Annotated in this window: 20 protein-coding genes; 6 read left to right on the top strand and 14 right to left on the bottom strand. The window is 72.9% G+C overall.

What is annotated here, in order from left to right:
- The first annotated feature begins 168 nt into the window (after positions 1–168).
- Entirely contained in the window at positions 169–993 is an 825-nt protein-coding gene (locus ACZ6S5_RS23680; RefSeq protein WP_466003766.1) for an SAM-dependent methyltransferase, read from the top strand.
- 28 nt (positions 994–1,021) lie between these two features.
- Here ACZ6S5_RS23680 and ACZ6S5_RS23675 read toward each other — a convergent pair whose 3' ends face one another.
- Positions 1,022–2,089: an FUSC family protein gene (locus ACZ6S5_RS23675; RefSeq protein ID WP_466003764.1), complete on the bottom strand. Its 1,068-nt coding sequence runs from the start codon at positions 2,087–2,089 to the stop codon at positions 1,022–1,024.
- Positions 2,090–2,510: 421 nt separating this feature from the next.
- On the opposite strand from ACZ6S5_RS23675, the gene ACZ6S5_RS23670 reads away from it, so the two are divergent.
- The 4 genes from ACZ6S5_RS23670 (at position 2,511) to ACZ6S5_RS23655 (ending at position 8,788) form a co-directional block, all read left to right on the top strand.
- The gene (locus ACZ6S5_RS23670) at positions 2,511–3,455 is read left to right on the top strand and encodes an FAD-dependent oxidoreductase (RefSeq protein ID WP_466003762.1); all 945 of its coding nucleotides are present in this window, start codon (positions 2,511–2,513) and stop codon (positions 3,453–3,455) included.
- Positions 3,456–3,540: 85 nt separating this feature from the next.
- Positions 3,541–6,693 carry a hypothetical protein gene (locus ACZ6S5_RS23665; protein WP_466003761.1) on the top strand — a complete coding sequence of 1,051 codons (3,153 nt, stop codon included), beginning with the start codon at positions 3,541–3,543 and terminating at the stop codon, positions 6,691–6,693.
- A gap of 178 nt (positions 6,694–6,871) precedes the next feature.
- Positions 6,872–7,831: a zinc metalloprotease gene (locus ACZ6S5_RS23660; RefSeq protein WP_466003759.1), complete on the top strand. Its 960-nt coding sequence runs from the start codon at positions 6,872–6,874 to the stop codon at positions 7,829–7,831.
- Positions 7,832–7,960: 129 nt separating this feature from the next.
- Positions 7,961–8,788: an MOSC domain-containing protein gene (locus ACZ6S5_RS23655; protein ID WP_466003757.1), complete on the top strand. Its 828-nt coding sequence runs from the start codon at positions 7,961–7,963 to the stop codon at positions 8,786–8,788.
- Positions 8,789–8,813: 25 nt separating this feature from the next.
- On the opposite strand, the gene ACZ6S5_RS23650 is transcribed toward ACZ6S5_RS23655, so the two are convergent.
- The gene (locus ACZ6S5_RS23650; RefSeq protein ID WP_466003755.1) at positions 8,814–9,416 is read right to left on the bottom strand and encodes a nucleotidyltransferase family protein; all 603 of its coding nucleotides are present in this window, start codon (positions 9,414–9,416) and stop codon (positions 8,814–8,816) included.
- An 87-nt stretch (positions 9,417–9,503) separates the two neighbouring features.
- Between ACZ6S5_RS23650 and ACZ6S5_RS23645 the strand changes: the two genes are divergently transcribed.
- Positions 9,504–10,727 (top strand): sugar efflux transporter, encoded by a 1,224-nt coding sequence (locus ACZ6S5_RS23645; RefSeq protein WP_466003753.1) that lies wholly within the window; start codon positions 9,504–9,506, stop codon positions 10,725–10,727.
- Between the two features lie 4 nt (positions 10,728–10,731).
- Here ACZ6S5_RS23645 and ACZ6S5_RS23640 read toward each other — a convergent pair whose 3' ends face one another.
- The 12 genes from ACZ6S5_RS23640 to ACZ6S5_RS23585 all read right to left on the bottom strand — a co-directional run bounded on the left by ACZ6S5_RS23640 (position 10,732) and on the right by ACZ6S5_RS23585 (position 22,027).
- Positions 10,732–11,766: a 2-hydroxyacid dehydrogenase gene (locus tag ACZ6S5_RS23640; RefSeq protein WP_466003751.1), complete on the bottom strand. Its 1,035-nt coding sequence runs from the start codon at positions 11,764–11,766 to the stop codon at positions 10,732–10,734.
- Positions 11,766–12,398, bottom strand: a complete 633-nt coding sequence (locus ACZ6S5_RS23635) for a histidine phosphatase family protein (RefSeq protein WP_466003749.1) — start codon at positions 12,396–12,398, stop codon at positions 11,766–11,768. The genes ACZ6S5_RS23640 and ACZ6S5_RS23635 overlap by 1 nt, the downstream gene beginning before the upstream one ends.
- Positions 12,395–13,873, bottom strand: coding sequence for an FGGY-family carbohydrate kinase (locus ACZ6S5_RS23630; RefSeq protein WP_466003747.1), 1,479 nt, complete (start codon positions 13,871–13,873; stop codon positions 12,395–12,397). Before ACZ6S5_RS23630 ends, ACZ6S5_RS23635 begins: the two co-directional genes overlap by 4 nt.
- On the bottom strand, positions 13,863–15,368 hold the full coding sequence (locus ACZ6S5_RS23625) for an FGGY family carbohydrate kinase (protein WP_466003745.1): 1,506 nt from the start codon (positions 15,366–15,368) through the stop codon (positions 13,863–13,865). The genes ACZ6S5_RS23630 and ACZ6S5_RS23625 overlap by 11 nt, the downstream gene beginning before the upstream one ends.
- A gap of 11 nt (positions 15,369–15,379) precedes the next feature.
- Entirely contained in the window at positions 15,380–16,174 is a 795-nt protein-coding gene (locus ACZ6S5_RS23620; RefSeq protein ID WP_466003744.1) for an SDR family NAD(P)-dependent oxidoreductase, read from the bottom strand.
- Positions 16,175–16,272: 98 nt separating this feature from the next.
- On the bottom strand, positions 16,273–17,262 hold the full coding sequence (locus ACZ6S5_RS23615; RefSeq protein ID WP_466003742.1) for a dihydrodipicolinate synthase family protein: 990 nt from the start codon (positions 17,260–17,262) through the stop codon (positions 16,273–16,275).
- 128 nt (positions 17,263–17,390) lie between these two features.
- Positions 17,391–18,122, bottom strand: a complete 732-nt coding sequence (locus ACZ6S5_RS23610; RefSeq protein ID WP_466003741.1) for an amidohydrolase family protein — start codon at positions 18,120–18,122, stop codon at positions 17,391–17,393.
- Entirely contained in the window at positions 18,119–19,033 is a 915-nt protein-coding gene (locus tag ACZ6S5_RS23605; protein WP_466003739.1) for an amidohydrolase family protein, read from the bottom strand. Before ACZ6S5_RS23605 ends, ACZ6S5_RS23610 begins: the two co-directional genes overlap by 4 nt.
- 15 nt (positions 19,034–19,048) lie before the next feature.
- Entirely contained in the window at positions 19,049–20,152 is a 1,104-nt protein-coding gene (locus tag ACZ6S5_RS23600) for a mandelate racemase/muconate lactonizing enzyme family protein (RefSeq protein WP_466003737.1), read from the bottom strand.
- Positions 20,149–20,913, bottom strand: a complete 765-nt coding sequence (locus tag ACZ6S5_RS23595; protein WP_466003735.1) for an amidohydrolase family protein — start codon at positions 20,911–20,913, stop codon at positions 20,149–20,151. Before ACZ6S5_RS23595 ends, ACZ6S5_RS23600 begins: the two co-directional genes overlap by 4 nt.
- Positions 20,910–21,644 carry a creatininase family protein gene (locus tag ACZ6S5_RS23590; RefSeq protein ID WP_466003734.1) on the bottom strand — a complete coding sequence of 245 codons (735 nt, stop codon included), beginning with the start codon at positions 21,642–21,644 and terminating at the stop codon, positions 20,910–20,912. Before ACZ6S5_RS23590 ends, ACZ6S5_RS23595 begins: the two co-directional genes overlap by 4 nt.
- Before the next feature lie 47 nt (positions 21,645–21,691).
- The gene (locus ACZ6S5_RS23585; RefSeq protein ID WP_466003836.1) at positions 21,692–22,027 is read right to left on the bottom strand and encodes an IclR family transcriptional regulator domain-containing protein; all 336 of its coding nucleotides are present in this window, start codon (positions 22,025–22,027) and stop codon (positions 21,692–21,694) included.
- Between the last annotated feature and the right edge of the window lie 30 nt (positions 22,028–22,057).

The raw sequence follows: 22,057 nt of genomic DNA, 5'->3' as shown, positions 1-22,057 counted from the left end.
ACACCACCAGCCGGATCAGGCACGCTGCCACCGTCGCGATCGGCACCACCGGCCGAGCGGCCGCCTGCGACGATTGCGGGTCCGCGAGCGCGTGCTCCCTCGGGCCACGGGCGACGCGCGAACCGTCTATCTTGGACCGGCAGAGCGAGCCGGTGAAGGGAGACCGTCGTGTCGGGTAGTGGTGCGCAGACCGAGGAGGCCGGTCCGCCGACCGTGGACACCAGCGTCCCCCACTCCGCCCGGGTCTACGACTGGTGGCTCGGCGGCAAGGACAACTTCGCAGTCGACCGGGCTATGGGCGAGGCGATGATCGGGGCGATCCCGACGCTGCGGCAGATGGCGTCCGAGAATCGCCGCTTCGTGCACCGGGTCGCTCGTCACCTCGTCGCCGACCGGGGCATCCGGCAGTTCCTCGACATCGGCACCGGCATCCCCACCCGCCCCAACCTGCACGAGATCGCCCAGTCGATCGCGCCCGAGGCCCGGGTGGTCTACGTCGACAACGATCCCATCGTGCTGGCCCACGCCCGGGCCCTGATGATCAGCACGAAGGAGGGGCGCAGCAGCTACATCCACGCCGACCTCCGCACACCGGAGGCGATCCTCGAGGACGCCACGCTCGTCGACACCCTCGATCTCACCCAGCCGGTGGCGCTCACCCTCATCGCCGTACTCATGCTGCTCAGCGACGACGACGCCCCGGCGGCCAGGCTGCGGACCCTGATGGACGCGCTGCCGTCCGGCAGCTGTCTCGCGATCAGTCACCCCACCCAGGACTTCAATCCGGAGGAGATGGGCGCCGCCGTCGCGGCGGCCACCCACGGGGGCATGACGTTGGTTCCGCGTACGCGGGACGAGATCGAGCGGTTCTTCGACGGCTGGGAGCTCATCGAGCCGGGCATGGCACCCGTAATGGCCTGGCGGCCCGACGGCGAGGCTCCGGCCGACCCCTACGCCGCCTACTACTGGGCCGGGGTGGCACGCAAGCCGTAACCACCACCCGCCCCCGCGCGGGCTGTTCTCAGTCGGGCGAGCCACCTGCCGGGACGGAGTCGGCGCCGTGCCGCATCGCGTCCCGTACCTCCTGGTTCGCCGATGTCGGGTCGCAGCCGGTGGCCCGGAGCAGGTCGCTCGCGGCGGTGCGTAGCTGGGTCACCACGGCATCGCCGAAGTCGCTGACTCCCCGTGCTCGGGCTCGACCGGCCTGCTGCACAGCGCCACGTATCTTCTCGTGGGTGAGTTCGGTGGGGCGCCCGGCGCGGTGCTCACGGCGCAGGAGCTCCACCGCGTCGGCCAGGTGGCCGACGCCGACGGACAGGTCGGGGGGTATCCGCTCGTGGTACTGCAGCGCCATCGCCGACCGGCGGGCCAGACCTCGGCTGTGTTCGATGACTCGTTCCAGGTAGACGGTCGCGCGGGCGAAGCGTTCCACGTCCTGGCGGCGCCGCCATCGGGCGGGTGCCAGGCTGACGACCTCCTCGGCGCCGCTGAGCGCCTGGTGCATCCGGTCGAGTTCGGGGCCCATGGCGCGGAGCGTGTCCAGCGCGCGCACCGCCCGCTGTTGGTCCTGGGTCGACAGCGCTGCCGAGACCTCCCTCAGTTGGCCGGCGAGACACTGATAGATCGGGGCGGCGTCGCGGTCGAGGATCCGCATCGGGTTGATCGGCAGCAGCAACGCGACCACCACGAGGCCGACCACGCCACCGACCGCCGCCTCGACGATCCGCGGCCATTCCAGGTCCTTCTGAGCGGGGGCCAGGGTCGCGAGCAGAACCGCCGTGCCGCCGGCCTGGCCGACGGCCGCCCCGCTGCGGCCGAACAGCAGGAGCGTGGCCAGGATGGCACCTCCGACGATGAGCCCGGTCTGCCAGAAACCGGTGCCCAGGATCTTCAGCAGGAAGTCGGTGGTGGCGATGCCCAGCCCGACGCCGAAAAGCAGTTCGGCGGTACGGCGGGCGCGTTGGCCGAGCGCGGCGACGATCGTGCCCACCGCGGCGGAGGGCGCGAAGACCGGCGCGGGGTTGCCCAGCACGTCGTGCCCGATCGCCCAGGACAAGGCCGCGGCGAGTCCGGCCTGCAGGGAGATCACGAGGGCCACCTCGAGCTGATGCAGCCGCAGTCGGCCCGCCTGGCCACCTCGACCCCGGATCCTGGTGGCGGTGGCCTTCACATTCTCCGATACCCGATCACGCCGTGACCGGCTGGCGCCCGGTCGGCGGCCGTCAGTACTCACTGAGCACTCGTACCACGGCCACGCCCGGGAATCCGGCCATCCGCGAAGGCCACCCGCGAAGGAACCGCCGGCGGTGCCGCATGCTCATCGGTCGTGCCGCCGCGGCCGTCATTCGCCCGAGGATCTCCCGGCCTACGCGGCAGCCTGCTCGCCCTGCTGGTCGTCACCGGCTCGCCTGTTCTGCCGAATTTGTCCCAGGCCGAGGCAGTCATGTCCCGCCTGGCACGTCTTCCGACTGCCACCTGGAAGGAACGGGGATGTGGTGTGATCTTCAGGCATGAGGGTCAGGGTCGTCGGTGCCGGTGTCGTGGGGTTGACCAGCGCGCTGCGGCTGGCGGAAGCCGGTCATCAGGTCGACGTGGTGGCCGCGGCGACGGGGCAGGGCACCACCTCGTCGGTCGCGGCGGCACTCTGGTACCCCTACCGCGCGTACCCCGAGGCGGACGTGACCCGATGGTCGGCGGCCACCTATCAGGTGCTGCGCGGCCTGACCTCCGATCCGTCCGCCGGCGTGCGGATGCGGGTCGGGCAGGAGCTGTTCCGCCGGCACGCCCCTGACCCGTGGTGGCGGGATGCGGTTCCCGAGCTGGGTCGGGTCACCGCCGAGCGACTGCCGGACGGCTACGTCGACGGTTACGAGCTGAGCGTTCCGGTGGTGGACATGGCGGTGCATCTGCCGTGGCTGCTGGATCGGATGGAAGCGGCGGGGGTCGCCGTCCGGACCGGGTACGTGGACGATCTGGCCCGGGCCTTCGAGGACGTGCACGCCGTGGTGAACTGCACCGGGCTGGGCTCCCGGGAGCTGGTCCACGACGAGACGCTCAGGCCGGTGCGGGGGCAGGTGATCGTCGTCGCCCAGTTCGGCCTGACCGGGTGGCTGCTCGACCAGAACGACCCCGAACGACTGAGCTACGTCGTACCCAGGATCGACACGGTGCTGCTCGGCGGCACCGCCGAGGAGGGCGACGAGGATCTGGCCGTCCGACCGCAGACGACCGCGGACATCCTGAAGCGGTGCACCGCACTGGTGCCCGCGCTCGACAGGGCCCGCATCCTCGGCCATCGCGTGGGCCTGCGTCCCGCGCGCCCGGCCGTGCGGTTGGAGAACGAGTTCACCGACCATGGTCCGGTGGTGCACTGCTACGGCCACGGCGGCGCCGGAGTCACGCTGTCCTACGGCTGCGCCGACGACGTCGCCGAACTCGTGTCAGGACTGTCCTGACCCCAGGAAACCGAAGAGACGAACGGCCGGCGACGCCCGGAAAACGGGCCCGGAGCGGCAGCCGAAGCACCACTACGCTGCGAGCGTGACTCAGGTTTCTCCGGTCCGGAAGCCGTACCCGCTGCTCGCCGCGGCGATCGTCCTGTTGCTGCTGGGCGCGGGCGTGGCCTGGGGCGTCGGCGACGCGCTCGGGCTGAGCCACACTCCCGCCGCCGTGCCGCGCGAGGACGCCACCGCCGCGCCGCGGCGGGTGGCGGCACCCGCGCCGCCGTTGGCAGCCGTCGTCGTGCCGGACGAGCCGCGCACTCTGAAGGCCGCGTCCGCCGTCGCCGACGCGCTCGCCTCCCGCGGCCGGCCCCGCCCGGCCGTCACCCCGGCCACGCCGGGCCCGACACTGCGGGCCACCACCGCCGCGCGGTCCGCCACCGCCGCGCAGCCGACGACCGGGCCGGCCACCGGCACCCGCCGGGCCGGTACCGCCGCCGCCTCGGCGGGTCCGGATCTCTCCGCGGTGGCAACCCTGCGGGCCGCCGTGCTCGCCACCCTGACCAGGACGCCGGAGTCGTACCGGGTCAGCGTCCGCGGGACCGAGCTGGCCGTCGAGGGGGCCGACATCGCGGGTACGGCGGCCGGGCTGTACCGGATCGCCGACCGGATCCGCTCCGGCGCCGAGGCGCTGCCCGCCGCCGACGCGGGCCGGCTGGTCACGCCCCGGCTGGGCCTGCGGCTCACCGACGCGGGCTCGGTCGGCCGCGAGCCCGCCCCGGCCGCCTTCGCCGCGGGCGACGACTACAGCCTCAACACCGACGTGGTCGGGCCGGCGCTGCTGCCACGGGCGCCGTGGGTGGAGGCCGACGCGGTGGCCCGCATCGGCGCGCAGTTCCGGCAGTTCGTCGACCACTCGGTGGCGCAGGGCTACAACGCCGTGGTGCTGCCCGGCTTCCTGGAGTACGTCACCTTCGCGAAGGTCGGCGACGGGCACGCGGTGTATCCGCCCGGCGACCCGCACGTCGACCGCGCGAAGGCGATGGTGGCGGCGTTCGGCCCGGTCTTCCGGTACGCCGAGGAGATGGGCGTGAAGATCTTCCTGCTCACCGACATGCTCGCCGTGTCGCCACCGCTCGAGGCGTACCTGACGAGGACCGTCGGCGGGCTCGACGTGACCGATCCCCGGCTGTGGGCGGTCTACCAGGCCGGGCTGGCCGAACTGTTCGAGAGCATGCCGTTCGTCGACGGCCTGATCGTCCGCATCGGTGAGGGCGGCGCGGTGTACGCGGGGGACGGCTGGGACTACTCGTCGAAGCTCGCGGTCACCACGGACGTGTCCGTGCGCGCGATGCTGCGGGCCCTGCTGGACACCGCCGGGCGGGCGGGCAGGGAGATCATCTTCCGTACCTGGACCGTCGGCGTCGGCGCGGTCGGCGACCTGCACACCAACCCCGAGTCGTACGCGCAGGTGCTCGGCGGATTCGACGACCCGCACCTGATCGTGTCCACCAAGTACACCCTCGGCGACTTCTACAGTCACCTGCCGCTCAACTCAACCCTGCTGGCCGGTGCGCAGCGCCGGATCGTGGAGTTCCAGGCCCGGCGTGAGTTCGAGGGGTTCGGCGCGCTGCCCAACGACCTCGGCCCGCTGCACCGCCGGGCGCTGCGGGAGTTCCTCGCCGCCAACCCGAGGGTCGAGGGCGTCTGGAACTGGACCCAGGACGGCGGCCCGCTACGCGCCGGACCGATGTCGCTCTACCTGCGCGCCGGCTTCTGGCAGCTGTACGACCTCAACACGTACGCCGTCGGGCGGCTGGCCTGGGATCCGGACGCCGACCCGGCGCAGGTCACGGCGGACTGGGCGTACCGCACGTTCTCCGCGGACCCGGACACCGTTGCCGCGATCGGGCAGGCCATGGCGCTGTCGCGGCAGGCGGTCACCACGGGTCTCTACATCGGGCCGTACGCCGACGAGTCGGTGCGGGCGCTCGGGCTGGAGCCGCCACCGATGATGTGGATCTTCGAGTGGGACATCCCGACCGGTGACTCCGCCGCCCTCGACAGCATCTACACGGTGACCGGCGGTCGTGTCGACGCGGCGATCGACGAGGGCGAACAGGCGGTCAGGCTGGCCCGGCGGATGCGCGACCTGGTCGCCGCGACCGACCCGGCGACGTGGCGCGACGCCGAACTGCGCCGGCGCTTCACCGGCACGCTCGACTACCAGGTGAACCTCTTCGAGACGTTGGGCGCCTACCGGAGCATGGTGCTGCGGCACGCGCAGTGGCTGGACAGCGGCTCCCCCGCCGCCTACGACGGCTGGCGGCAGGCCGAGACGGCGTACCGCGGCGCGCGCGACGCGCACCGGCAGCGCTACGGCACCGACCTGGACCTGCCCGCGTACAACTTCACCGCCGCCGACCTCGGCGCGCAGCGCGCGGACCGGGACCCGGCCATGGCGTCGGCGGCCCGGGTGCTGCTCGTGCTGATGCTGATGCTGGTGCTGCTCGGCCTGCGCGGGCGCGGGTTCGGCGGCGCGGCCGCGCGCGGGCTACTGCTCGGAGCGGTCCGGCCGTGGCGGGTCGCCGCGCTGCCGGCGCCCGCGACGAGGGCGGACCGGCTGCTGGTGTGGCTGGTCCCGGTCGTGGTGCTGGTGGCCAGCCGGCTCGTGTTCACCTGGTTCGCCGCCCCCGCGCACCTGCTGGTCACGCTCGGCGGCTGGGCACTGTTCGCCCTGGTCGTACGCCTGGTCGTCGGCCGGCGGGACCCGTTCCACCTGTGGGCCGTGGTCGGCGGCGTCGCGCTGCTGCGCAGCGTGTTGCTGCTGGTGGCGCTCGCCGGACGCGGGCCGGGACGATACTGGTTCGCCTTCTGGACCGCGCCGACCCTGCGCGCGGTCCACGTCACCGTCGCGTTCGCGGCGTTCTGCTGGCTGTTCGTGGCCACCGCCGTGGTCCTGCGCGACCGGTACGGCCTGCGGCGTCAGCGCGCGGTCGGGCTGACCCTGACCGCCGCGGGGGTTCCGCTCGGCGTGCTGTCCGCCCTGGTCACGACGGTCGGTCTGGAGCGCGCGCTGACGGTGTGGAACGACCAGCTGGCGCTGCTGCCGTGGGGCCTGTCCCGCATCCTCGGCATCACCGTCTACCTGGGCCTCCCCGCCAACCTTCCGACCTACGCCGTCGTCGCCGGAGCCGCCCTGACCGCCGCCGGCCTGCTGCTGTCGATCGGCCGCGGACCGCGGACGGCCTGACCGCCCCCGGCGACCGGGAGCGGCATCTTCCGGGGGTGACGTCCCCCGATCCCGTGGTCTGTTGTCGACGCCCCTGGCATGGTCTTATAGCCGGACGAGGATGTGGGTCACATTGGCGCGGCGATCTGTTCACCCCGCACTCTGTCCCCCACATCTCCCTTGTGTGAAAGGTGCAACGATGCGCAAAAGACCGACGTTCCAACTGGCGGTCCTGACCGCCACCGCTGCGACATTCGTGGCGGCCGGGGGAGCTTCCGCGGCGGTGGCCACGGCAGCGCCCGCGACCGCCTCCGCGGGTGTCACGGCGTGCGAGCCGGGCGCCGCGAACAGCGCGGCGCGGGTGGCCGAAGGCGCCACCGCACAGGAGCCGGAGCTGTATTCGGAGAACGAGGCGAACGCCTACGGCGTGATCAAGGATTCGCCGCGCCTGCCGGACGGCAGCGTCTCCATCCCCACGGTCTTCCACATGGTCTCGGACCACCCGCTCAGCCCGGCCGAGACGGACCGCTGGAACACCCTGATCGCGGCGCAGATGACGGTGCTCAACGATTCGTTCGCCGGCGACACGGCGGCGGACGCCTCCGACACGCCGTTCCGCTTCTCCCTCGTCAGCACGACGTGGACGGTGAACAGCGACTGGTACACGGTCGTGCCGGGCAAGAACGAGCGGGACATGAAGAAGGCGTTGTACACCGGCGACGCCCGCACCCTCAACGTGTACGCGGCCAACATCGGCGGCGGGCTCCTCGGCTGGGCGTACTTCCCGAAGGGCTACAACAACGGCCGGGACTACATCGACGGCGTGGTGATGCTCGACGAGTCGATGCCGGGCGGCACGGCCGGCAAGTACGCCCTGGGTGACACGCTGACGCACGAGGTCGGGCACTGGCTGATGCTGGAGCACACCTTCGCGCACGGGTGCTCCGCCTCCGGCGACTACGTCGCGGACACTCCGCGGGAGGCCGCGCCGCAGTTCAACTGCCCGGTGGGCGCGGACACCTGCGCGGCGCCCGGGCTGGACCCGATCCACAACTTCATGGACTACACGCAGGACTCCTGCATGAACATGTTCACGGCCGGACAGGCCGACCGGATGAGCGACGCCTGGATCGCTTTCCGCGCCGGTGGCGGCAAGTAGGTAGGCACGCCCCTGGTGGGCAGGTGAAGGGGTTGACGGGACGCGTCCAGCGGCCGGTCGACCCCTTCGCTGTCCACGTCGGTTGAGGCGAGTTCGGCGCCCCCTCCCCCACGCCCTAGGGTCGACGTCATGCGCCTCACCGCCGTGCACCTCCACCCCGTCAAATCGCTCGGCGGCGTCGGCGTCGACCATGCCGCGGTCGAGCCGTGGGGGCTGCGCCATGACCGGCGCTGGCTCGTCCTCACCGCCGACGGCGGCTACCTGACCGCGCGCGAGGAACACCGGATGCTCGGTGTCACCGCCGTGCCGGCCTCCGGTTCGATCACCCTCACCGGGCTGGACGGCTCGATCCTCACCGTCGCCGAACCGGCGGACGGGCAACCGGTGGCCACCGCCGTCTCCCGGCTGGACACGGTGCGGCTCGCCGGCGACGAGGCCCACGAGTGGCTGTCGGCTCAGCTCCACCGCCCGGTACGGCTCGGCTGGCTCGACGACCCCCGCCGCCGGCCGGTGTCGGCCGACCACGGCGGCCGCCCTGACGACCCGCTGAACCTGTCCGACGCCGGTCCACTCCTCGCCGCCACGCTGCCCTCACTGCGCCGCCTCAACGAGTGGATCCGCGAGGGCGCCGCCGAGGGCGGCGAGCAGGCGCCACCGGCCCTGCCGATGGCACGGTTCCGGCCCAACGTGGTCATCGACGGGCCGATCGAACCCTTCGCCGAGGACAACTGGAGCACCCTCCGCATCGGCGATGTCAGCTTCCGCTTCGCCGAACGCTGCGACCGCTGCCAACTGACCCTCATCGACCCGGACACCCTCACCACCGGCAAGGAGCCCATCCGCACCCTCGCCCGCCATCGCAAGGAACATGGGCGCACCTGGTTCGGCGTCCGGCTCATCCCCCTGACCGTCGGTGAGATCCGCGTCGGCGACGAGGTCACCGCCGACCGAGCCTGACAAGGAATCGCCGGTGCGACGGCGGCTAGGGTGGCGTGACCGTCACCTTCGGCCATCGTCGGTGCGGTTGGTGGCGGGCCAGGCGGGCTCGGGACAGCTCGACGGTGATTCGGCGTGGGTTGCGCCGCCATACGCCGTCGAGCAGGTCGTCCAGCCCGAGCGGGGCACAGATGTGCAGTGCCTCGGCACGGTCGAGACGCACCGCGACACAGGTGGCGGTCTCGGGCCACGTCGCCACGGCATCGGCCACGGAGCGGAGGGCATCGACCGGTCCCGCGCCGAACGCACTCTCGTACCAGGTGTGCACGGCGGCCTGGTTGGTCGCTTCCCACGGCACCGTCGGTTCGCGGCGCCGGAGCAGCTCGGTTGCCGCGACGTCGTTGCCGGGGGTGAGATCGTCCGGGTCGAAGAAGGCCACGTCGACGTCCCGGACGTCCCGCGGGTGGAAGCCGCTTCCGTACCGCGTGCCCCAGACGAGATCGCGAAGCACGCCGGCCCCGACCCACGCGTCCGGTAGGCCGGCTTCCCGTACCACGGCCAGCACATGACGCAGCCACGGGCAGGAGGTGACCAGCTCGGCCAGCTCGGCTGCCCGGGGGCCCGGAGTGCTGGGCCTCGACACGCTCATCGCGCCAGCCTCTCAGGTGACGGTGATCCACGCGGCACCACGCAATCCCGATCGACCCTGGCAGGGCGTGCGCGTACAGTCCGGCGCATGGCCCTGGACACCAGGCCGCCCACCCGGCCGGTCAGTCGCGGCCTGCTGTCTCTGGGGCTGGTCTTTCTGACGGTCGGTATCTCCACCGCGGTGGTGATGCCCTTCGTCTCACTGTTCCTGAGCACCGCGGTACACGCCGGCCCGCTCCGGGTCACGGTGTTCCTGATCGCCGCCCCGCTGTCGGGCGTCCTCGTCGCCACCCTGGTCGGGCGGCTGTCCGACCGGCGGGCGATCCGCCGGAGACTGCTCATCGGCGCGTCCCTGGCCGGCGCGCTCAGCTCCGGCCTGACCGCGTTCGTGCGCGACTACTGGATCCTGCTGGCCTTGACGATGACCGCGACCGCACTGGCGGGGTCGCTGTTCCCACAGGCGTTCGCCTACGCCCGCCAGGTGCTCGAACGGGACAGACCCGAGCGGGCCGCGATGGGCATCAGCACGATGCGTACCGTCTTCTCGCTCGCCTGGGTGGCCGGCCCACCGCTGGCCGCGTTCCTGCTGCGGGCAGGGGGCTTCGGGCTGGTCTACGGTTTCGCCGCCGTGATGTACGCGGTGGCGGCCCTGGTGGCGACCCTCCGGCTGGACGAGGTGACCGGGCCGGCCGCGGTCACGGCCGGCGACCTCGATGACGGTCGAGGCGCGCCCGAGGTGTCGCGGTGGGTACTGGCGCTGACGGTGGCCGCGTTCACCATGCTGCAGTGCCCGCTGACCCTCGGGGTGCAGGCGCTACCGCTGCTCATCGGCGGAGAGTTGGGCGGCGATCCGTCGGATGCCGGTTTCATCCTCGGGCTGTGCGCAGCCCTGGAGATCCCGTTGATGCTCGGACTCGGCGCGCTGACCACGCGGGTGCGACTCCACCTGCCGGTGCTCGTCGGCGCGGGGTGCGGCGTGGCCTACTACGTGATCGCCGCCTGCGCACCGAACATCTGGGTCCTGGGTCTCGCGCAGGTCGTCAACGCGCTCTTCATCGCCGCGGTGTCGGGTCTCGGCATCTCATACGTGCAGGACATGCTGCCGCGGCAGCCCGGCCGGGCCACGACGCTGTTCACGAACACGTTCCCGATCGGCGCGGTGATCGCCGGCCCGCTGGTGGGGCTCTCCGCGCACGTCGGCTACCGGCTGGCGTACGGCATCGGGGCCGCGCTGTGCGCGGCCGGCCTGCTGATCCTGCTGCTGATCCGCCCCCGCTCGACGCGCGTTGCGGGCATCTCCGCGACAGCCTGACCGGTCAGCCGTACACCTGCGGATTCGCGCAGTGGCGCAACGGCTCCCGCCGCAGGTACCGGCCGACCTCGTCGGCGGCTGTCCGGGCGGCGTTCACGGCCGTCTGCCTACTGGCTCCGGCGAGGTGCGGGGTCAGGACGACGCCGGACGTCCTGAACAGGCGCGACCCGGCGGGGATCGGTTCCTGCGGGAAGACGTCGAAGGCTGCGCCGAACAGGTGCCCACGGTCGAGTGCGTCGCAGACGGCGTCGTAGTCGAGAAGCGCGCCCCGGGCGCAGTTGACGATGACCGAGCCCGGCGGCATCAGCGCCAGCTGCGCGGCGCCGATCATGCGGGTGGTCTCCGGGGTGACGCGGGCGTGCAGCGAGACGATGCCGGCGCGGGACAGCAGGTCCTCGAGGGTTGTCGGCTCGACCTCGTCGCCGAGTTGGTGCGGCGGGAGGTAGGGGTCGTGGACGAGGAGGTGGACGCCGAATCCGCGCAGCGCCTGCGCGACGCGGCGGCCGACGGCGCCGTATCCGATCAGCCCCACGGTGCTGCCGCTCAGTTCCGGCCCGACGCTGTCGTACCGGTAGTGGTCGCCGCGCCAACGACCGCGGGTGAGGTCGGCGTGGGTCGCGGGTACGCGTCGGAGGACGGCGAGGATCATGGCGATCGTGTGCTCGGCGGTGGCGGTGGCGTTGCGTCCCGGGGCGGAGCAGACCGCGACGTGACGTTCGGTGGCGGCGGTGAGGTTGACGTTCACCGGGCCGCCTCGGGTGACGCAGATCAGCTTCAGGTCGGCGGCGGCGTGCAGCACCCGCCGGGTGAGGGGCGCCATCTGGGTCACGCAGATCTGGACGCCGTGCAGCGCCGCGATCAGCTCGTCCTCGGTTCCGGAGGCTTCGTCGACCTCCGCGACGGGCCCGAACGGTTCGATCGGCCACGGCAGCTCCAACCGGCGGATCTCGATCTCGTCGGGCGCCGCGGCGCGCAGCGCGTCGACCAGGAGGCGGTTGAGGACGAAGTGGTCGCCGGCGGCGAGCAGTCGGACAGCCATCAGGCACCTCCCGGCGGTGGGGTCTGGTGGGTGAGCCGCGCGTTGAACGTGAGCAGTGCGAAGAGGTCGGCGTGCAGCCCGATCTCGGTCACGGCGCAGTTGTCGAGGACGGGGAACACCTGGCGGTACCGCCCCAGCGGGAGGCCCATCAGGTGACACAGCGCGAGGCGGATGACCGTGCCGTGGGACACCACCAGCACCCGGCCGTCCGGGTGCCGATGCGCGATGCCGCGCAGGCAGTCGACGAACCGGCGCGCCGCGGTCACCGGGTCCTCGCCGTCGGGCAGGTGGTGGGCGGCGGGATCGGCGACGAAGGCGTCCAGTGCCTCGGGGAACCGTTGGCGCATCTCCGCCCGGGTGAGCCCCTCCCCCGCGCCGAAATCCAGCTCGCGCAGGCGCGCGTCGACGGCGAGGTGGACCCCGGCCGCGTCCGCGCACGGTTGCGCGGTGCGGTGGGCGCGGCTCAGCGTCGAGGTCCACACTCCGGCCAGGTGTGCGGTCGCCGCCCAGGCCGCCAGCTGTTCGGCCTGCCGGTGTCCGCGTGGCGTGAGCGGCACGTCGCTGCTGCCGGCGTACCGGTTCTCCGCGTGCCAGACCGTCTCGCCGTGGCGTACGAGGACGAGGTTCGTCATCGGGTCGACCTGTTGCGGGCGTGGACGGCGGTGGCCGTGGGCAGCCAGCCCAGTCGTTCGAGAGTGTCGACCAGCCGTAGGTATGCCGGCAGGAACCGGTCTGCTGCTCCCGGGCGGGGTTCGACGACGGTGCGGATCCGGACCATGGCGGCCGCGGTCGCGGTGAGGTCCCGGTCCGCGGCCGCCGCGAGGATCGCCATCCCGAGGGCGGGCTCGACGTCGTCGGGCAGCACGACCGGCCGGTCGAGGATGTCGGCCCGGATCTGGTTCCAGTAGCCGTTGCGGGTGGCGCCGCCGGTCAGCGCGATGTCCCCGTGCAGCGGAGCGCCGAGCAGGTCGAGGTGGTCGAAGCAGAGCCGCTCCAGGTAGGCGATGCCCTGCAGCACGGCGGCGAATCGTTCGGCGTCGTCGCGCGGCGTGCTGGCGAGGAAGCCGCGGGCCGCTGGGGCGACGAAGGGGAACCGCTCGCCGGCGGCCAGGAGCGGGTAGCACACGGGGGTGGCGGGTTCGTACGCGGCGGCGGCGCGGGTCAGTGCCGGGAGGTCGTCGGGTGGGTATTCGCGGGCGATGACCCCGGCGCCGGTGCTGGAGGCGCCGCCCGGCAGCCAGGTTCCGTGCGGTCCGCGGTGGGAGTAGACGGCTCCGGTGGGATCGCGGAGGGGAGACTCGGTGACCCCCTTGAGGACGAGGGTGGTGCCGAGGACGGAGTTCCAGCTGCCGGGCCGCAGGGTGCCGGACGCGAGCTGCGCGGCGCAGCCGTCGGTCGTGCCGGCGTACACGGGTGTGCCGGCGGGGAGGCCGGTTTCCCGGGCGGCGGCGGCGCAGACGGCACCGAGGCGGGTGCCGGGTGGAACGAGCGGGGGCAGCAGGGTCTCCGGGATGCCGAGGGCCTCGAAGACATCCCGCGGCCAGGCGCACCGCACGAGATCGGCCCCGGTCTTCAGGGCGCTGCTGAGGTCGGTCGCCACCTGGTGGCCGACCAGCCGCCGGTTGATCAGGTCGTTCTGGTGTGCCAGCGTCAGGCCGGTCTCCGGGCGGTACGGTTGCCGGAGCAGCCAGCGCAGCTTGGGTAGGGCCCAGGTGCGTTGCATCCGCTGGTAACCCAGCTCCGCCCAGAGGTGTGCCCCCGCCTCGTTCACCCGGGAAACCTCCGCTGCCGCCCGGGCGTCGTCGTACATGATGCCGGGGGTCACCGGCGTGCCCGTGGGCCCGAGCAGGACCACCGTGCCCGAGGTGCCGGCGACCGCCACTCCCCCGACCGCCCCCACCGGTACGGCGCTGAGCGCGTGGCGGGTGGCGCGGGTGACCGCCGTCCACCACTGCTGCGGATCCTGCTCGTGGCGGTTGCCGAGGCGGCGGCTGGTCAACGCCGAGCGTGCCCGGCCCAGCACGGCACCGGAGGAGGTGACGGCGACGGCGCGGGCGCTCTGGGTGCCGACGTCGATGCCGACCCAGACGTCACCCTCACGCGGCACGGCCGGCCTCCCGGCGAAGCGTGGCGAGGTCGGCCCAGGATCCCGCGGCGTGCCGTCGGAGGAGTACGAAGTGCTCGAACAGGGTGTCGTAGCGGTGGGTCAGCGTGGGGTCGGGCTCGACCGGATCGCCCAGGTCCACGTACTCGGCGACCGCCGCCTCGACGTGTGCCGCCGCGCCGGTGGCGGCGCGGCCGACGAGGAAGGCGCCCCGGGCGCCGATCTCGGTGTCGGTGCAGCGGCGTACGGGCAGGCCGACGATGTCGGCGATCAGCTGGGTCCAGGTGTCGCTGGCGGCGCCGCCGCCGCAGACGCGCAGCTCGGCGGGGGTGACTCCGGAGGCGGCGAGGCAGTCGCGGATGACCAGGGTGAGTCCTTCGACGACGGCCCGGGCGATGTGCTCCCGGTCGTGGTCCAGGCAGAGGCCGAGCAGTGCGCCTCGGGCCCGCGGCGCGAGGAAGGGGGCACGTTCGCCCGCCGGGGACAGGTACGGCAGGAACACCAGGCCCGAGGGGCCGGCCGGGGTGTGACCGGCGAGGTCGATCAGCTGGCTGGGCCGCGCCAGGCCGAGCAGGTCACAGGCCCAGGTGAGGATCTGCGTGCCGGCCAGGGTCGGCAGGGCGCGCAGGCGTCGTCCCGGCACGCCCAGTGCCACGGTGAGGCCCAGTGGTTCCGGGCCAGGCGTGAACCGGTCGGTCACCACCTCGGTGCAGAGGGTGGTGCCGAGGATGGTGCACGCCTGGCCGGGTCGTACGGCGCCGACGCCGATCGCGGTGGCGGCGATGTCGTACGGCGCGGCGACCACGGGTGTGCCGCCGGGCAGGTGGAGTGCCGCGGCGACGCCGTCGCGCAGCGGGGCGATCCGCCGGCCGTCGCCGGCTATCGGGGGCAGGAGCGGCTCGGCCCAGCCCAGGTCGAACAGATCGAGCAGGTGGTGGTCGTACCGGTCGGGGTGGTGCGGGTCCCCGAAGGGTGCCGAGGCGTCGGACTCCTCCATGACCACGGCGCCGGTCAGTTGGGCGAAGAGCCAGCCGCCGCAGGTGAGCATGGCGGTGGAGGTCGCCAGCCGGTCGGGGTCGTGGCTGCGCAGCCACGCGAGGATCGCGTTGGGCAGTCCGGGGAAGGTGACGCAGCCGTTGCGGCGGTACGCCTCGCCGAGCAGGCCACTGTCCGCCCACCGCTGGACCGTGGGCGCGGCCCGGCTGTCGTTCCACAGGACGGCGTGACCGGTGGGGGCGCCGTGCCGGTCGATCAGCCAGCAGCCGTCGCCCTGGGCGGTGACGGCGAGGAACTCGACCGGACCGGGCAGCTGGTCGGCGACCGCGCGGACCGCCCCGAACGCCGCGTCGCGCACCTGGACCATGTCCTGCTCGGCCCACCCGGGCCGGGGGTGCAGGACGTGCGTCGGCTGCCGGACGACGACAGCTTCCCGGCCGCGGTCGTCGTACCCCACCGCCTTGAGCATGGTGGTGCCGGCGTCGATGCAGATCGCTGCCACCGCGACCTCCGTCAGTGAACTGTTCTGGCGCCGATGTCGGCGGCGAAGGCGTGCGCGCCCGCGAGGAGCCCGCCGTCCACCGCGAGGTCGGTGCCGTTGATCCAGGACGCGCGGTCGGAAGCCAGGAAGGCCACGGCGTCCGCGACGTCCTCGGGGGTGCCGACGCGACCCATCGGGTACCAGCGGCGGGCGGCCTCCAGCGCGTCGGCGTGGATCCGGAGGCGTTCGTTCCAGCCGGTGGTGGCGATGGTGCCGGGTGACACCGAGTTGATCCGTACGCCGAAGCGGCCGTACTGGACGGCGAGGGCGCGGGTGAGGTTGAGCAGACCGGCCTTCGCGGCGCTGTACACGTCGTTGCCGAAGTAGCGGTGGCCGTTGACGGAGGCGACGTTGACCACCGCTCCCCGTCCCGCCTGCCGCATCGTGGGCAGGACCGCCTGGCACATCCGGATCGCGCCGCCGAGCACGACGTCGAGGTCCGCCGTCCAGGTCGGTTCGGTGATGGTTTCGAACTGCTCGTTGGCGCAGACGGCCGCACAGTTGACCAGGACCGCCAGGGGTCCGTGCCGGTCGGTGAGGTCGGCGACGGCGCGATTGACCGCGCCGGTCGATCGGACGTCGAGTTCGAGGGCGACGCCGCCGGGCACCTGTTCGGCCCCGTGCCGGGCCCGGTCCGGGTCGAGGTCGCTGACGACGACGTGGAGGCCGGCGTCGGCCAGCGCGCGGGCGATGGCCACGCCGATGTCGCTGCCGGCGCCGGTGACCAGTGCGTACGGCGACGCGGTGTCGGCTGGTGGCTGGTCCATCGACGCTGCCTCCCTTGTGGCGTGTGATGTGCGGCGTCGGCCTGCGGCCTCGACCTCGGGCGGTGGGTGGCCTGTCCCGGCCCCGCCGGCATGTCCGGTCAGCCGGAGAGGTCGGGCAAAAGGTCCTGGAATTCGAGCAGGAAGCGGTCGATCATGCGGCGTTCCTCGGCGTCCAGCTCGTGGGCCGGACCGCGGCACAGGTCGCTGCCGATCAGGCCGCGGCGGAAGGAGATGTGCTTCTCGGCGGCGACGATGAGTTCGGTGTCGAGCATCCAGTAGGAGATGTACGGCAGGAGCCGCCGGTGCAGGTCCTCTCCCCCGGCGTGGTCACCCTCGCTGAATCGGCGCCAGATCTCGTGGTAGATCTCGGTGAAGGAGCAGCCGGGCTGGGTGCCGACCGCTCCTCGGCGGATGGCGTCGGGCAGCTGCACCCCGGCGTATCCCTCGATGGACGGCAGCGGCGGGTCGAGGGCGGCGAGCTCGGCGATCAGGCGGCCGGGCGGGCTGGACTCCACCTTGACCAGTCGAAGGTTGGGGTGCGCCGCCGCGATCGCGGCCACAGTGGCGCTGTCGAGGTTGGTGCCCGTTTCGGTGGGTGCGTACTGGAGGACCACCGGGGTCGGGGCGACCGCGTCGAGGACGGCGCGGACATGGGCGACCAGCGCCCGGCGTGGCGGCGACAGGAAGTGCGGCGGCAGCAGGTTGATCAGGTCCGCGCCCGCGGCGATGGCTTCGCGCGCCCGGTCCACCGCGAGCCGAGTGGCGTGATCCTGGACCGCGATGATGGCCGCGACGTCCGGCCGCGGACCGGTCTCGGCGAGCAGCACGTCGGTCAGGGTGCGCCGCTCGTGCTCGGCCAGCTTGTAGAACTCGGAGGCGAAGCCGGGAAACATCATGCTGCTCACCCCGGTGCCGAGGACGTAGCGTACCACCCGGCGGAAGCCGTCGGGGTCGATGTCGCCGCTGGCCGTGAACGGCACCGCCAGGACCGGTGACACGCCGCGTACCAGGGCGGCGGGGTCGTCCCCGGTCGAGGTGTCGGCGGGTAGGGGCCCGGGCCGGGAGGTCGTCGCTGGCGTAGCACTCATTGTCCGCGCACCGTCCCTCGCTCTCCGAACCGGCCGACCAGTCCGACCCTTCGATATGTCGAATATGTATTCTGATTGTCAGATAAGGTTATGGCCTCTGTCGATCCGTAACAAGCCCCCGGCCGCGCTCAGCCCAGGAGGCGTTCGAGGTTCCCGCCGAGCACATCCCGCCGGGCGGCCTCGTCGATCGGCCAGTCCAGGACCCGGCGCAGCTCGGCCCGGGGCACGGCGTAGGGCGCGTCGGTGGAGAACACCAGCCGGGCGGGGCCGATCTCGGGATCGCGGCCGAGTTCGTCGAGCACCGTGTCCCACGGCGCGTAACACGTGTCGCCGTACAGGTTGGGGGCGTGTCGCAGCGCCGGCGCGGCGTCGATCCAGAAGTCCGTCGCACCGCTGCGGCCCATGATGAACGGCACGTCCGGGTACCGCCGGGCGAGCGTGGCCAGCGGCAGTGGCAACGCGTTCGGTGGGGTGCCGGTACGGACGTAGACCGGCCACCCGTTGTCCGCGGCGAACTCCAGCAGCGGGTCGACCAGCCCGTCCAGGAGGTCGAAGCCCTGCAGCACGCTGTCCACGTGCAGCGCCCGGGCGCCCGCGTCGCGCGCCCGGGCCAACTCCTCCACCGCATCCGCGGCCCGCCACGGATTGGCCACCGCGTACGGCACCAGCCGGCCCGCCGACCGCGCGGCCGCCGCCGCGACCGCCAGGTTGCCGCCCCGGTTGTGATACGCCACGCCCCGCTCGTCCGGTGCCACCAGGGCGCGGTCGATGCCGAGCTCGTCCATGGTCGCCAGCAACTCCGCCACGCTCAGGGACACCTCTCGACCCTGGCCCAGCCGCACATGCGCGTCGATGATCACGTCGATCTCCCCCCGCTTCCCGGGACGGCTTCGGTCGCCGACGGGCGGGGCAGCCCGAGCGCGTCCAGCGCGTCGGCGTGGATGATCCGCTCGATCAGCTCCGCGGGCACGCGCGGCAGCGCGGTGCCGTCGAGGATCCGGTTGACCCCGCGCAGCCCGGCGACGGCTTCGGCGGTGTCGGCGATCGGGAAGTCGGATCCGAGCAGCAGCTTGTGCGTGCAGCCCCACTCGACGGCTGCCAGCAGTGACTCGTAGCAGACCCACGACCGGAGGTAGATCGAGGACACGTCCGCGTAGACGTGCGGGTGCTTGCGGATCGTCACCACCGTCTCCCGACCCCACGGATGCCCCATGTGCGCCATGACGATGCGCAGCTCCGGGAAGCGCAGCGCGACCTCGTCGGTGACCAGCGGGTACGTGTAACGCAGCGGTGCGGCCCGGATCGGTGAGGCGCCCTGGTGGAACAGGATCGGCAGGCCGAGCCGCTGGCAGTAGTCGTAGAACGCGAGCGCCGGCGGTGAGAGCGGGTCGAAGTTCTGGTAGTTGGGGCCGAGCTTGACCCCGACGAGGCCCAGTTCGCGACAGCGCTCCGCTTCCTCGAAGACGTCCGGGTCCAGGGGGTTGACCGACATGAAGCCGATCCTGCGGGCGGGATCGGCGGCCACGAACTCGGCGGTCGCGTCGTTGGTCCGCTCCGGCGGGTGCGGAATCCCGGTCGCCGCCAGCGGATCCGGCACGGCGATGTTGAACACGATGGAGAGGTCCGCGGCAGCCGTCGCCGCGTCGTAGTCCGCCCAGGAATTCGTGGTGACCACGTCCCGGTCGGTCCGCCATCCGGTGAACATCCGCCGCTGCTCGGGCGGGACCGCCTCGCGGTGCGTGGGCGTGTGCGTGTGTACGTCGATGATCACGGCTTCACCAGACCTTCACTGAAAGGCGTCCACCAGATCGGGACGGGGCACCACCCCGAGCCCGGGCTCGGCGCCGAGACGGACGGTCGTTCCGTCGCTGTCCAAGGGGCGGGCCAGGATGTCCTGCGGGTAGTAGTGGGCGCCGATGATGTCCGACGGGAACTCCGACAGGGTGGGCAGCGCGCAGGCGACGTGCAGCTGCGCCGCCGCGCCGATGCCGAATTCGCCGTTGGAGCCGAGCAGGGTCTCGACGCCGAAGGCCCCGGCGAGCCGACCCATGGCGACCGCCCGGCCCGGCCCGCCGCTCTTGCCGATGTAGAGGCTGACGCAGTCGGCGGCCTCCGCCCGGACCAGGGCGACGAGGTCGGCCAGGCCGAAGACGGCTTCGTCGGCGACCACCGGTATCCCCTGTCCGCGCAATGCGCCGAGGCCCGCCAGGTCGGCCGGCGCGACCGGCTGCTCCACGAATCGGACGCCGTGGTCGACGAGCTGCCGCACGGCGCGGGCCGCGTCGGCGCGTGACCAGCCGCCGTTGGCGTCCACGCCGAGGAAGGCGTCCGGGCCGACGAGTTCCCGCGCCCGGGCGACCCGGGCGACATCCCCGGCCACGCCCAGTCCCACCTTGACCTTGAAGGCGCGGAACCCGAGGGCGTGCGCCGTGGCGTACACCCGGTCGAGGGCTGGGCCGTCCCCGGACAGGGAGAGCTTGATCGGGACCTGGTCGCGGTAGGAGCCGCCGAGGGCGACCGCCAGCGGCACCCCCAGGGCGCGGGCGTGGGCGTCCCACAGGGCGGTGGCGACGCCCGCCTTGGTGAAGGGGTTTCCCGCCAGCAGCCGGTCCATCAGCATTTCGAGGGCGCCGACCGGCGTCAGCGGCTGCCCGACAAGGGCCGGTGCGAGGAGGCGGCGGATGAAGTGGTCGGCGCTGGTGCCGTCCTCACCGCTCCACAGTGGCGTGCCGCTCACCTCGCCGTACCCGACGATGTCGTCGCTGGTGACGACCCGTACGAGCAGGAAGTCCGAGCGGTCGTGCACGCCACGGGCGCCCCGGACCACCAGGCCCGGGTGCACCGGCAGGCTCACCGGCAGGGTCTGAACCGTGGCGATCGTCGCGGTCATCGGGTCGTCCGGGCGAGCAGGCGCCGGGGGTTGTCCACCAGCATGGCGCGACGCTGGGCGTCGGTGATGCCCCAGCCGTCGATCTCGGCGACCCGGGCCACCGCGTAGTCCTGGCTCTTGCGGTCCGACAGCCCGGCATCGGTGCCGAACAGCACCTTGTCGGCCGGCGCCTCAGCGAGGATCCGCCGGGCGGCGTAGGGCGGGGTGCCGCAGATGCACAGGTGGAGGTTGGCGGTCTCGCGGGTCACGGCGAGCGCTTCCCGCCAGCAGTCGTGCAGGCCGCCATGACCGAGCACGACCGGCAGGCTCGGGTGCCGGCGGGCCAGCGCGGCGATCTGCGCGGGCGTGGAGTAGGGCGGAGTGCCGTCGTGGCTGAGCAGGATCCCGTCGTGGGCGGCCAGCATCTCGCAGATCGGGTCCAGCGAGGGCTCGTGCATGCTGAAGCCCTGCAGCCACGGGTGCAGCTTGAGGCCGCGCAGGCCGAGCACGGTCATCATGCGGTCGACCTCGGCCGCCGCATCCGGGTGGCGCGGGTCCACGGTGCCGAAGCCGACCAGCCGCTGCGGGTACCGCGCCACGAACGCCGCCAGTTCGTCGTTGGCCTCCGGTCGGGGGTCGAACAGGCCGTCGTGGCTGAGGACGACTGCCTGGTCCACGCCGGTGGTGTCCATGAACGCGACGAAGTCGTCCGCGCTGAACGGGGCGCCGCCCAGCCAGGTGGCGGTGCGCCACGCCGGGGTGTGGGTGTGGAAGTCGATCACAGGATCCTCGCCAGGTCGACGATCCGGTCCGCGAGACCGGCGACCAGCCGGTCGAACCGCTGTTTCCCGGCTGCGGCGTCGGCCGCCCCGGGCCGGTCGGTGTAGCCGTCGATGGCCTGCCACACCGCCGCCGTGTGCAGGTCGACGCCGGGCACGGCGGGCGGCTGCGGCGGCTCGGGTCGGGGCGGCGGGTCGCCCACGAGGTGGGGACGCAGCGTCAGCACGAGGGAGGTCTCGAACTCTCCGGCGTGGCCGGGCACCGGTACGTGCTGCTCCGCGTCGGCCAGGTGCCAGTAGTCGATGTGCCCGACCGCGAGGTGGTAGCGGGTGCTGGCCGCCGCCGCGGCGGCGTGGCAGACGCCCACGTTGCCGCCGTGCCCGTTGACGATCACCAGCCGCCGGCCGCCCTGCACGGCCACCGAACGGGCGAGGTCCACCAGGACGGCGGTGAGGGTTTCCGGGGTGAGGGAGAGGGTCCCGCCGAACGGGAGATGGTGGTCGGAGGCGCCGACCGGGATGGTCGGCGCCACGAGGAGGGGCCGGTCGCAACGGTTCGCCGCCTGGCCGGCGGCGGCCGCGCACAGGCTGTCGGCGATCAGCGCGTCGGTTCCGGTGGCCAGGTGGGGGCCGTGCTGTTCGGTGGCGCCCACCGGCAGCAGGACGATCGCCTCGGGGAGCTGCCTGGTGAGGGTCTGACGGTCGGTCTCGGCCCAGCGCACGGCGGACGCCATGGGCGCCACCCTTCAGTATCCGGGAGAAATCTTCCGTTTCACGGATACTAGGAGACAGCCTTCGCCGCTGGCAATGCCGCCGGCGGACATCCGAGCCGCCGGGATACCTCCGCCGCCACCCGCAGCACTCCGACCGCTGCCTGCTTCCGCCGCCGGCCTCGCAGGTCGCGGGAGAACCCGGTCACGCCGACCGAGCCGGCGACCCGCCCCTCGGCGTCGAAGAAGGGCGCGGCCACGCAGGCCACCTCGGCCTGCTCCTCCTCGTCCTCGACCGCGTAGCCGCGGCTGCGAACCTCGGTGAGCAGCGTGCGGAAGGCCTCGGGACCGCTGTCGGGGGGGGGGGGGGGGGGGGGGGGGGGGGAGAGGAGGAAAAAGAGAAACACCCCCCCCGCCCACCCCGCCCAAGAACATGG

It is taken from the genome of Micromonospora sp. NPDC051924 (genome assembly GCF_055586005.1).
This window is presented reverse-complemented; position numbering and strand designations above follow the sequence as displayed.